Origin of the sequence: Lacinutrix sp. (assembly GCF_023299985.1) — a bacterium.
Classification (GTDB): domain Bacteria; phylum Bacteroidota; class Bacteroidia; order Flavobacteriales; family Flavobacteriaceae; genus Lacinutrix.
The window spans coordinates 1-12339 of record NZ_JALZVX010000004.1; the positions used below are offsets into that span (position 1 = coordinate 1).

9 protein-coding genes are annotated in these 12339 nt (G+C 30.1%); 2 read left to right on the top strand and 7 right to left on the bottom strand.

Annotated features, from left to right (window positions below):
• Positions 1 to 148: 148 nt before the first annotated feature.
• The gene (locus tag Q0C58_RS00240; protein ID WP_290696210.1) at positions 149 to 2083 is read right to left on the bottom strand and encodes a BatA and WFA domain-containing protein; all 1935 of its coding nucleotides are present in this window, start codon (positions 2081 to 2083) and stop codon (positions 149 to 151) included.
• A gap of 52 nt (positions 2084 to 2135) precedes the next feature.
• Positions 2136 to 3143 (bottom strand): glycosyltransferase family 2 protein, encoded by a 1008-nt coding sequence (locus Q0C58_RS00245; protein WP_290696212.1) that lies wholly within the window; start codon positions 3141 to 3143, stop codon positions 2136 to 2138.
• Between the two features lie 158 nt (positions 3144 to 3301).
• On the opposite strand from Q0C58_RS00245, the gene Q0C58_RS00250 reads away from it, so the two are divergent.
• A complete protein-coding gene (locus tag Q0C58_RS00250) occupies positions 3302 to 5209 on the top strand; it encodes a peptidase M61 (RefSeq protein ID WP_290696214.1) in 1908 nt (635 codons plus the stop codon).
• A gap of 75 nt (positions 5210 to 5284) precedes the next feature.
• Here Q0C58_RS00250 and Q0C58_RS00255 read toward each other — a convergent pair whose 3' ends face one another.
• The 5 genes from Q0C58_RS00255 to Q0C58_RS00275 all read right to left on the bottom strand — a co-directional run bounded on the left by Q0C58_RS00255 (position 5285) and on the right by Q0C58_RS00275 (position 11616).
• Entirely contained in the window at positions 5285 to 6049 is a 765-nt protein-coding gene (locus tag Q0C58_RS00255) for a TIGR02757 family protein (protein WP_290696215.1), read from the bottom strand.
• A gap of 7 nt (positions 6050 to 6056) precedes the next feature.
• The gene (locus tag Q0C58_RS00260) at positions 6057 to 7760 is read right to left on the bottom strand and encodes a hypothetical protein (protein WP_290696217.1); all 1704 of its coding nucleotides are present in this window, start codon (positions 7758 to 7760) and stop codon (positions 6057 to 6059) included.
• Positions 7761 to 7884: 124 nt separating this feature from the next.
• Complete coding sequence (locus tag Q0C58_RS00265; protein WP_290696219.1) at positions 7885 to 8448, bottom strand: CPBP family intramembrane glutamic endopeptidase; 564 nt, start codon at positions 8446 to 8448, stop codon at positions 7885 to 7887.
• 3 nt (positions 8449 to 8451) lie between these two features.
• On the bottom strand, positions 8452 to 9117 hold the full coding sequence (locus Q0C58_RS00270; RefSeq protein WP_290696221.1) for an ABC transporter ATP-binding protein: 666 nt from the start codon (positions 9115 to 9117) through the stop codon (positions 8452 to 8454).
• A gap of 60 nt (positions 9118 to 9177) precedes the next feature.
• Entirely contained in the window at positions 9178 to 11616 is a 2439-nt protein-coding gene (locus Q0C58_RS00275) for a DUF5916 domain-containing protein (protein ID WP_290696222.1), read from the bottom strand.
• A 176-nt stretch (positions 11617 to 11792) separates the two neighbouring features.
• Here Q0C58_RS00275 and msrA point away from each other — a divergent pair, with 176 nt between their 5' ends.
• Entirely contained in the window at positions 11793 to 12335 is a 543-nt protein-coding gene (gene msrA, locus Q0C58_RS00280) for a peptide-methionine (S)-S-oxide reductase MsrA (RefSeq protein ID WP_290696224.1), read from the top strand.
• Positions 12336 to 12339: the final 4 nt, after the last annotated feature.

Genomic DNA, 12339 nt, shown 5'->3' on the forward strand with positions numbered 1-12339 from the left:
TTATCAAGTTTTATCTCCTTGTAATTGTTAGCGTTTTTAATGGTTTTGGCAATTTTAGAAATACTGCCTTTTTCTATTAAAATATCTTGAGTAGTGTTATGAAAATCACTCTTAGAATCAATTATTCTTGCAGATTTTATAAGTACGTTCATTTAAAATATTTTAAGATGATCATTTCTAAAACTAAAAATAGTAATGCTAAAATAACAAACCATTTCCATAGCTCATTTACTTTGCTGTCCTTTTTTATGGTATTAAAAACTTCTGAAATAGAATTACTAACCGTTAAGTTATCACTATTAGAAAAGCTTTGATAGTTTAAATTACTTTCATTTCTATTGTAATTATAGCTAACATTCTCTATAATTTCAGCTTTGTTTTTAATATTGTAAACGCCAGCTTTTTCTGGAGTTTCTGTTGTTGTAATAGCCACTTTATTATTAAAATACTGTTGTTGTGGAATTATATTTATATTAGCGTCTTCATTTACCAAAGTTAAAACAGCATCTTGTTGTAAGTCTGTAGCTACATCGTAAGTGTTTTCTTTACCAATGGTATAATATAAATTAGACAGTTTTAAGCTGCGTTTCGAGATGTTATAAAACGTTGGAACAATTAAATTAATATCTTGAAAACTTGAGTTTTTGCTGTTTAAAGCTGAAGTAAATACAAAGGCATTATTGTTTTCAGATAAAAAAGGTTTTCCGTCTTCAAATTGAAGCACAGCAGATGCTTTACCTAAGATTTGTGGATAGTAAGATTTTATCTTTGGATATTGAAAATTTGCAACACGCTTCTCGAACACACCATCACTATACAAAGGATGAGAATAATTAATGTTAGTTAAGCGTTTTTCGGTTTTAGAAAGCTTAGCAAAAGGAGTGAGGTTGTAGTTTAATAGTAGGCTGTTATATTCTTGAATATCAATATTTTCTGAAGGTATTACAACTAAAATACCACCATTATTTGTAAACGATTTCAAAGCAGTTATCAAAGCACTTGAAATCTGTTTTAATTCATTTAAAACAATAAGATTCTGACTGCTAATATCACTATAATTTAACTGATTTAAAGCTGTTGCTTTATAGCTAAACTCGTTAGCAGAATAGATACTTTTTAAGAAGGCATCGCTAGTTTGGTTAATAGCTAAAACGTTTATTTTTAAGTTAGTATTGATGTTAAAAAACAAAGTATTATCAAATTGAAGGTTTGTATCGTCTATAGTAACTTTTCCGTCTATGCGCTCGTTTGCAGGTAATGTAAAAACAGTAGTTGCCTTGTCTGTAATTTTAACAGACGATTTTGTTAATAAACTACCATTGTTGTATAAAGACACTGGAAGATTTTCTATGGTGTTTCCTTTGTTTTTAAGACTAACAGTTAGTTCTAAATTACTAGAGGTTTTTTTAGAAATATAAACACTATCTATGGTTACATTGCTTTTACTAACAGGTTTTAATTGTACTAAATTTAGATTTGTGGTTTCATCTTTTTCAGCTTTAAAATTCGACTCTTTTTGCTGAAAATCACTTATAAAAACTAAGTTTTTAATGGTATTATCATCTTTAGAAAAGTACTTTTTACTTTTTAATAAAGCTGCATCGTAAGGTAACTGGTTTGTAGCGTAGTTAAGCTTGAGCAAATCGTTAGTAATTGCTTTAACTGTTGTATTTCTAAAGCTATTATCGTTTGTAACAAGTGCTATGTTTTCGTCTTCTGGAACACTACTAATAATATCGCTTACAGCACGTTTTAGCAACTCGCCTTTATCTCCTTTTACTTGCATACTAAAAGAATTATCGAGATAAATAACGGTTTCAGATTTGGTATTAAACGTTTTGTTTTTTGAAGTAAAAGGTTGCGCAAATGCTATTACAATGGCAGCAAGAATACCCATTCTAGTTAATAAAGTTAACCATTTTTTAATTTGAGCACTTTTACGTGTTTGTAAGGATACTTTCTTTAAAAAAGCAACATTAGTAAAAGCTTCCGTTTTAAATTTACGTAGCTGAAATAAGTGAACAATAATAGGGATTAGCAGTAATAATAACGCGTAAAGAAGTTCTGGGTGTTTAAACTGCATTGCTAATTTTGATTAAGCAAATATAAAAACTAATACTTAAATATTAAGCGCTTTAACAAAAGAAAAAATAATCTCGCATAGATTCCTTTGTTAGTTTAAAAAAATAGTTTCTAATAATGACTTGCTCTTCTTTATTAGCAACACTTACAATACATTGAAAATGCTCTAGAGTTTCTAAATATTGAAACGGTTTCATTTCTACATCGTAAATATGTTTGCCAATTTTTTTTGGGTTATCGCAAATCCAGTGAAACGGAATATTTAACGCCTTTAATTTTTTAGCTATGGTTTTACCTTTATTGCCTGCTCCCCAAATTACTAAAGGCTGTGAACTATTATAGTCTAATTTTAAAAAATAATGAAGCTTGATGTCTATAAAACTATTTTCGGCATAATTAGCATCTGTTCTTGAAGCTCGCGTTCCGTAATCTCGCCATTGGTGCAATACTTTGTCACATGCAATTACTTTGTAATTAGCTTGATAAAACCTAAAAGTAAGGTCATAATCTTCAGGATAACGTACGGGATTAAAAGCGTCTATGGCAACCAAGTTTTCTCTACTAATCATCCAGCAAGGAGATGGTATAACACACTCTTTATAGATTTCAGAATAATTAGTTCCTTTAGTAGTTAAACTGTTTAACCAATCTTCATATTTTCTGTAGCCATCGCTTATGCCTTCCGCAGAAAAATAACTTACCAAACCAGTTGCAACATAGTTTTTGCCATGTTGTTTAAGGTTGTTTAAAAGTGTTTCTAGTTTAATAGTTGGCATAATATCATCACTATCCATTCTAGTAATATAGTCGCCTTTAGATTTTGAAAAAGCTAATTTTAAGGCGTCAATAATACCAGAACCTTCATTTTTAAAGAGCTTAATTCTTTTGTCGCTATTTGCATATTCTTCAACTAAATTATAGCTTTTATCTGTAGAATTATCGTCTATAATTAGTAACTCCCAATTGGTGTAGGTTTGCGTAATTAAAGAATCTAGACATTCACTAAGAAATTTTTGAGTATTTTTAAACGGAATTAAAATACTAATTAAAGGCTGCTGCATACTTGCAATATACTATTCTACACCATTTTATTTAACACTAATTAACATAATTTTACAATTAGTGTATGCAACAGATTGTACATTTGTGCTTCATAACTTTTAACTACTAACTACTAACTACTAACTACTAACTACTAACTAACTAACTAAATAAAACAATGAAAAAACATCTTTTAAGTATTGTATTTGCTGGAGTTCTTCTAGTTGGATGTAACTCTACTAAAACCACAGGTGGGAAAAAAACTAACGATTTAGCTACTTTAAATCCTATTCAAACCACTTTAGATTTAACTAAAGTTGTAGATGATAAAGTACCAGTTACTATAAATCCTGGGCGTTTTACGGTAGAAACTGTAACCTATAGATTACCAAGAGTAGTACAAGGAACGTACTCTGTTAGTGATTTTGGAAAGTATGTTGACGATTTTAAAGCTATAGATTATAAAGGCAACGCATTACAAGTTGTAAAAACAGATACTAATACTTGGACTATTAGTAATGCTGTTACCTTAGACAAGATTACATATAATGTTAATGACACTTTTGATATGGAAACAAGTGGTGGTGGAATAGGTAAAGAAGTTCCATTTTCTCCTGCTGGAACTAATATTGAATCTACAAACTATGTATTAAACTTACACGGTTTTATTGGTTATTTCGATTCTTTAAAAACGGCACAATATAACTTAGATGTTACTGCACCTAAAACAATGCTTAAAACATCTGCATTACAAGAAAAAGGTACAAAAATGAATGATGATGGTGTTTCTATGACTTCTACTTATTTTGCACCAAGATATTTTGATATTACAGATAACCCAATGTTTTATGGTGCATTAGATGTTGAAGAGTTTAAAGTTGGAGACATTAAAATAGTTTTAAGTGTGTATTCTCCAAACAATGTACATTCTGCTGAAAAAATTAAAGCAGTTATGCAAAAAATGATGCTAGCTCAAAAAGCATACTTAGGAGCTGTAAATACAACACCTCGTTACGATATTTATTTATATTTATCTGAAGGTAAAGCTGAATCTCCAAAAGGTTTTGGCGCACTAGAACACCATACTTCTACAGTAGTAGTTTTACCAGAAGCTATGCCAGATGAAGCTTTAGCAGAAAGTATGATTGATGTTGTATCTCACGAGTTTTTTCATATTGTAACACCTTTAAGTGTGCATTCTGAAGATGTACATTATTTTGATTACAACCAACCAACATTTTCTAAGCATTTATGGATGTACGAAGGTGTAACAGAATATTTTGCAACATTATTTCAAGTAAATCAAGATTTGGTTTCTGAAGACGAATTTTACACCAAAGTAATGGGTAAAATAAAATCTGCATCAGCAATGGATGATGCCATGAGTTTTACCGAAATGAGTGAAAATATTCTTGAAGAACCTTATGCTCCACAATATGTAAATGTGTATTCTAAAGGTGCTTTAATAGGTATGTGTATGGATATTATTTTGCGAGAAGAAAGTAATGGTAACAGAGGAATTTTATCTTTAATGAAAGAATTATCTTTAAAATACGGAAAAAACAAGCCTTTTGAAGATAATAATTTAATTGCCGAAATTACTGCAATAACGTATCCATCTGTAGGAACATTTTTAAACACTCATGTAGTTGGTGGAACACCAATTAATTATAACGATTTTTTTGCTAAAGCAGGTTTAGCGCTATCAGAAGGAAAAGTAGAAACTAACTACATACAAAACGATGGTGTTTTAATTTTTGCACCAGATATGTCAACAATGTCTCTTCCTTTTTCTGATGCTGTTAAAAACAATAGTTTTTGGGCCGAAAATGGTGTTTTACCAGGAGATGTTATAAAAACAGTTGATGGTAAAGAATTAACAATGGCTACTGCTCAAGCAATTTTAACAGAGGTTTTTATGTGGAAACCAGGTAGAGATGTAGATGTTAGAATAGACAGAAAAGGTAAAGAGGTTATTGTTAAAACTAAATTAACACAATCTTATACTACTGGTTCAAGTTTAGCAATAGACCCAAATGCAACAGCTAAACAAAATGCATTACGTGAATCTTGGTTGAGAGGATAAAATTTAAATACTTTATATAATTTTAAAGCCGAATCTTAATTTTAAGATTTGGCTTTTTTATGCTTCATTTTTAATTTAAAAATTTTCGAAAACACCTAAACCGAAGAGTGCGAAATCGTATTTTACTGGATCTTTAGCATCTAGTTTTCTTAAAGAATAATCTAATTCTGCTAAAGCTTTTCCATCGTTTTGTTTTCGTTTTAAAAGGCCAAGTTTTCTTGCTACATTTCCAGAGTGCACATCTAATGGGCAGGATAATTGGGAGGCTGATAATGTTTTCCAAATACCAAAATCTACTCCTGTACTGTCATCTCTAACCATCCAGCGCAAAAACATATTAATGCGTTTTGCTGCTGAATTTTTAAATGGATCGCTAACATGTTTTTGGGTACGTGGTAAATGTTCAATTTCAAAAAATAATTGTTTAAAATGATGAATTGCCTTTTGCATGGATTGTTTTTCTGCATGTTTAGCAAACGCAGCTTCTAATCCATTATGGTTTTTATAAATGTGTTGTAGGCTTTTAATAAAGGTTATAAAATCGCCTCCATTAAAGGTTCTGTGCACAAAAGGTAATAGTTTATCTAAGTCGGATTCTTGATGATTCATCACAAAATCGTGAGGAGAATGTTCTAATAAAACTAGCATCTTATTTGCATTATTTATAATACTTTTTCTATTTCCCCAAGCAATAGTAGCACTTAGAAATCCAGCGATTTCAATATCTTCTTTTTTATTAAACTGATGCGGAATCTGTATTGGATCGCTAGTTATAAAATCTGGTCTGTTGTATTGCTCTACTTTAGCGTCTAAAAATTCTTTGAGTTCTTTTTTAGTCATTCTATTACTATTTTGGTATTACTTTTTTAGAATAAAACCCATCTTTTAAATCATTAGAATACTGTTGCGGAAACACATTAAAATAGGTTCTAAAATAATTGAGTTGGTCTTCGCTTAAAGCAGGCAAAGGTGCGTTTCCAGTTTCCCAGAGTAATCCACTGCCTTTAGATAAGGAATGTATTGTAGTATTTTTTATTTTAATGGTATTGTAAGCATCATTATATTTAGAATTACTATGTGGTTCTAGAATATAGTTTAAAGAAAACAAACCATTGCTTTGATGATTGGTATTGTTAGTGATAGAAGACGTATTAACATTAATAAACAACGGGATTACAGGCAATAAAACAATTATAAACACTAATAAAATAACACCTTTTTTGTTATTAATTATAGTTGAAGTTATAACCAACAGAAAAAACATTAAAAACGGAAAGTAAAAGCGGTATTGTGGTGAAAACACAAACAAGAAAATAAGAAAGCCAATACCTGTAAAGTAGATTATTTTTATAGGTTTATTCGTCTTAAATTTTTTAAAAAGAAAAGGAATAACAGTAATGCATAATAGAAATAGAGTATTAAAAATACTATCTAGTTTGCCTTGTGTTACCCAATGTAAAAGTTTTTTTAATAGAGAAGTTTTATTATAAGCGTCGATAGTTAAACCATAGCTTGCAGCAGTTTCATACTGCGATAAATAGATATTAATAGTATTTGGTAAACTCCAGTCTTGTTGTAAAAAAGAGATTGGTAATGGATATAAAGGATGACCAGTAATTATTGTGTTTTTTACAATAAATAAGATAAATGTTACTAATGAAACAACCAATAAGCCTTTTGTTTTTCGTCTTGTGTAAATAAAATAGTAGAAGTAGAGTATAAGTGCAAAAACAAAAAATACTAGTCCTGTTAATTTTATAAACGTTGCAAAAACAGACAGTATAAAAACAGCATAAAATGAATGCATATTGTATTGTTTGTAGCAACTTAAAAACTCATAAAAAACAATAATTCCAATAACGTAAATAGCAATATCTGGTGAAGGCGCTCCAATAAATTGAAATAAGAAAACATTAAAAACAGGAAATAGTCCAATTACTAAATCCATTCTATTTTTAGCTGTTTGGTTGTAATAACTATTTAGTTTTTCTATTGCATAAATATTTCCAAGCAATAACATAAAACCGCTTAAATCGTTAAGATTATTGGTTATAAAGGCAAAATTGAATCCGCTTTGTAATACATGCCAACCAGAAGTCTGCCCTAAAAAAGGATGTAAATTTGTTAAGCCTTTGGTGAAACCAAATTGATTTAACCATTTTATGGTTTGTATGTAATAGGTTTCATTATCTACTATAAAAGGTGCAGAAGCACATTTTGCTAATATTAAAAGTGTAGTGACTATTAAAGCTATTTTAAACACAACGTTTAAGCTACTAAAACTGTTTTTAAATTGTTTGATCTTGTCGAAAATACTTGCTTTATTTACAAAAAATAATGATGTAGTAAGTATAAAAAGGAAGGTAGAAAATAATTGATTAATAGGAGCGAAAATAGCCCAAAAACCAGCTAATAAAGTAATGCCAAAACAACCAAAGAGTATTGTTGGTATTGAATTTTTTACTTGTAATCTAAATATACGAGAAGCGCTTGTGCCTATAACTAACGTTGTAGCAAAAACAAAGATCCAAGACAGTAGTATAAGAAGCATGATTGGTTTTAGTTAAAACGAATTTACAAATAGTTTTACTAGTTATAAAGTTTGGTGTCTTGTTATTCCATCACTTTAGTGTATAGAAATTATTTAAATTCAATTTTATTAATTTTCAATATTACTAATTGGCTAAAAGATCTCCAAATAATAAAAAAGGTAAAGTTAATACACCATTGTACAAAGCATGTAAAAGTATAGAGTAAATTAAACCAATTTTTACACGTAAAAAACCTAAAATTAAGCCTAGAATTACTTGTGGTAAAATTAATATAGGAGATAGTAGAATAACGTTTGTTGTTATTTCAAAATTTGTAATATGCACATAACCAAAAAGGATTGCAAAGGCATAAAAAATATATTTAAACTGTTTTTTGTATTTACAAAATAAGGTTATTGGAGCTCTAAAAATTAACTCTTCTAATAAAGGTGCTGCTACCGAAACTAATAAAAGTACTACTATTTTAGGATAGTCCTCAAACAAATCTGCAGATGCATGCTTGCTCATATCTATAAGTTCAACATGTTCTAAAACTGAAAACACAGACACTAAACTTATAGAAAATAAAAGGCTAATTATTAATGTATTAAAAACTAAAACAACCTTTTGGTTTAGAGATAAATGTTCGTTGAATCCACATTCTGGATTTTTAATAAATTTAAGAATTTCTCTTGCAGTAGTAATCATTTATTACTCTGTAACTATTTTCCCATCCACCATAACCAGCTTTCTATCTGCTAAATCTGCTAATTCTTCGTTGTGTGTTACTATAACAAAGGTTTGTCCGAATTCGTCACGCAATTTAAAGAATAAACTGTGTAGATTTTCAGCACTTTCGCTGTCAAGATTTCCAGAAGGTTCATCTGCAAAAATAAGACTTGGGTTATTTATTAACGCTCTCGCAACTGCTACACGCTGTTGTTCTCCACCAGATAATTCGTTTGGTTTGTGGTTATATCTATGAGATAAACCTAAGAAGTCTAATAACTCCTTAGCACGTTTGGTAGCTTCAGCTTTAGGTGTTTTTTTAATAAAAGCAGGAATACATATGTTTTCTAAAGCTGTAAATTCTGGTAATAATTGATGAAACTGAAAGATAAATCCAATATGTTCATTTCTAAATTTAGCCAATTGCTTTTCAGAAAGTGAACCAATATTTTCTCCATTTATTATAAGTGAAGCGTTTTCGGTTTTAGAAATAGTATCTAAAGTGCCTAAAATTTGCAATAGCGTCGTTTTTCCAGCACCAGAGGTACCAACAATAGAGACTACTTCACTTTTTTTAATATGCACATTTACGCCTTTTAAAACATGTAAATCGTCGTAATACTTATGTATGTTTTTAGCTTTTATCATGGAAAAAAATAAGAAGTCTAAATTACTATTTTACAAATTGTTTTACAACTTTTAAAACGTTTAAGATTTTCTTTTAAAAACCTTTTTTATATCGTTGTAATCTAAAAAGTAAACCATTTTAAGCGAAAAAGTATTGCCATTTGGCTGTTCTAATAAATCGCTAATGCTACTTCCAAAAGTTTGTTTACCATCATTATTAATGTTGAAAATACGATTACGATATTGTGCTGTTAAAAAACTTCCAGGTCCAAACTGCCATGAGTAAGTTAGGTTTAAATTCCATGTGCTAAAATTTACATCTGGATCGTCGATATCATCTTTTGTATAATTGTTGTCTCTATTTAATCTTCCGTTTTCGCTTAAAGCATAAATATCATTCTCATATTGTACAGCACTCCAAAAGTTTCTAAAACTTAAGGTTAAACTATTTAATGCGTTAAAATTATAACTTCCAGAGATACTATTTGTTATAGTAACTTGGTCGCGTTGTCCATAAATAATATCATCTCCAATAAAGTCTATCCAACCACGTTCGCGAAGTTCTTGATCCCAATTAAAAGAATAAATAACAATAAAATTTTCGTTAAACTTCACTCTTGGTTCTATACTAAAAAACACATTTTCGTAAGATCTTTCGTCTTCAAATAGTGTTTCGTATCCAAGGTTTACATCTATGGCATATTTTTTATTATAATTTGTAGAAATAAAAGCACTGGTATTTAACCAATCTTCGGTAATAAAAAAACGATTATCCACACGAGGTCCAAAATAATCAAACTGTTTTCCTGGTTGTATATTAAAATTACCACCATAAGCCATTAAGCTCTTTTTTCCAACAGCAAAAATACTGCCTCCAAAATTATAACCTGTAAACGTTCCGGGTTGGTATAAACTGTTATAATTGGTCCAAGCGCTAATGCTAAAGTTGTTTAACGTCTCGGTTGGTTCAAAAATTTGATAAGAAAAATTAGCGCCTACATTACTATAGTTATTTCTAAAAATGAGTCCTATATCGTTAATATCGTAATCTTTATCAGCCAATTCATGATAAGCGCTCCATCTATATTTACCACTATTTTTACCTAAACTTAGACTTGTACTAATACCTGTTTGCGTACCATTTTCAAGATTTATATTACTCATTTTAACATCTGCAGTTGCACCATAGGTGTTTTTTTTGTTTTTTAAATCGAAAAGTAAACCAGTAACATTAGCATCTCTAAAACCAGAACCATTACGTGTTACATTAGTGTTAATTAAAGTTACAGACGAATTTTTATTAAACTGTTGGTCTACTACCATAATATTATAATTGGTTAAAGGTTCTACTGTTTCACTACGTTTTTCACCTGTAACTGTATCTATAATATCTACATTTGTTTTTTCGGTAACGGCATTAAAAAAACCAACACCTAATCCATTTTTTGTTCTTCCTGAAACTTTTATAGCATTTAATAAAGATGTTTTATCAGGAAAATCACCATCTATAATTTCGTTTTCATTTAAATTAGGGCTTCCTACAGGAGCACTACCAATACGCCTAGAGAAGAATAAATTTCCTTTTCTAAATAAATCGACACCTTCTGTAAAAAACTGTCTTTGCTCCGAAAAAGTCTGCTCAAATGGTCCTAGGTTAAGCTGTACATCATCAAAGCCAACTTGGCTAAAATCTGGAATAAGTGTAGCATCGAGTGTAAAATTTTCTGTAATACCATATTTAATATCTAATCCTGCATTAAAATTGCTAATGGTTTCGCCATCAAAATTATCGACTATAGCAGAAGCGAATGGATAAAAACTTAGTCGTGTAAGTGGTTCTAAACTGGTAAGCCCTTTTAATTCACCATTAAAAAAACCAATTGGTGCTCCACTAGTAATATCTACAGCGTTCCAGGTATTTTGCTCGCGAGTGTTTCTATAATGTCTATGAAATTGAATGCCCCAAGTTGGGTTTTCTTGTTGTGTAAAACGTAATGCTCTGTATGGAATTTTCATTTCTACAATCCAACCATCTTCAACAGTTGTAGTTGCACTTTCCCAAACAGCATTCCATCCAAAATCCTCTCCGTTCCCTGGGCTTTCTGTAGCGTCTGCTTGTGTGCCAGAACTAAACACAAAGAATTCGGTATTATTTTGTGCATCATTATTTGGGTTAAAAATAACACCAAAAAAATCTGACTGTCCAAAATCATCACGCTGCGTAAATTGCTTCATCATGTCATTAGGATCATCGTATAAATAAGCAGCAATATAAATACCAGAATCGTCATAAGTCATTTTTACTTCTGTACGTTTATTTTCTGGCATTGTTTTACCAACTGTTGGTCTAAACTGAACAAAATCTGTAGCAATTTCCGCAGTATTCCATACAGCATCATCTAAAACACCATCAATTTTAGGTGCTTTTTCTGTACGTGCAATAGTATATGCTTTTTTGTCTTGCGCAGTAACTTGAAAAAGAGTTAGAAATGTTAGTGCTGTTACTAAAAAAAGTTTCATTCGATTTTGGTTAGTTGATTTTTGATAGTATAAAGACTTCAATAGTTTTATTCTGTTACAGTTTTGATGGCAAAACTAATTTTACAAGCGCCTTTTTGTCTTAATTAAAAGTTAAAAAAATAAGCTTGAGTAAGGTATTGCTTATTAAATGTACTTTTTTTAAGTAAATTTATAAAATGATAAACAAAAATTTAGAAATAGCAACATTTGCAAATGGTTGCTTTTGGTGTACTGAAGCTGTATTTAATAGAGTGGAAGGTGTCGAAAATGTGGTTTCTGGTTTTACTGGTGGAAACATTAAAAATCCTGCTTATCGCGAAATTACTACAGGCAGAACAGGACATGCAGAAGGTATTCAAATTTCTTATAATGCTGCATTAATTAGTTATATTGAATTGCTAGAAATCTTTTTTGCAACACACGACCCAACAACATTAAACAGACAAGGTCATGATGTTGGAACACAGTATCGTTCTGCTATTTTTTATAATTCTAATACTCAAAAAGACCAAGCTGAAGCTTTTATAAAACATTTAGATTCCGAGAAGGCTTTTAATGCTAAAATTGTAACAGAAGTTACTGCATTAGATGTATTTTACAATGCAGAAGCAGACCATGATAAATATTACGAACGCAATTCGGAAAATTCGTATTGCCAATTCGTTATTCATCCAAAGCTAAAAAAATTAAATACCTATTTTAACGATAAATTAAAATAATAAA

Coding starts and splice junctions, on each gene's coding strand:
- Q0C58_RS00240 (WP_290696210.1), bottom strand. CDS start 2,083: ATGCAGTTTAAACACCCAGAACTTCTTTACGCGTTATTATTACTGCTA.
- Q0C58_RS00245 (WP_290696212.1), bottom strand. CDS start 3,143: ATGCAGCAGCCTTTAATTAGTATTTTAATTCCGTTTAAAAATACTCAA.
- Q0C58_RS00250 (WP_290696214.1), top strand. CDS start 3,302: ATGAAAAAACATCTTTTAAGTATTGTATTTGCTGGAGTTCTTCTAGTT.
- Q0C58_RS00255 (WP_290696215.1), bottom strand. CDS start 6,049: ATGACTAAAAAAGAACTCAAAGAATTTTTAGACGCTAAAGTAGAGCAA.
- Q0C58_RS00260 (WP_290696217.1), bottom strand. CDS start 7,760: ATGCTTCTTATACTACTGTCTTGGATCTTTGTTTTTGCTACAACGTTA.
- Q0C58_RS00265 (WP_290696219.1), bottom strand. CDS start 8,448: ATGATTACTACTGCAAGAGAAATTCTTAAATTTATTAAAAATCCAGAA.
- Q0C58_RS00270 (WP_290696221.1), bottom strand. CDS start 9,117: ATGATAAAAGCTAAAAACATACATAAGTATTACGACGATTTACATGTT.
- Q0C58_RS00275 (WP_290696222.1), bottom strand. CDS start 11,616: ATGAAACTTTTTTTAGTAACAGCACTAACATTTCTAACTCTTTTTCAA.
- msrA (WP_290696224.1), top strand. CDS start 11,793: ATGATAAACAAAAATTTAGAAATAGCAACATTTGCAAATGGTTGCTTT.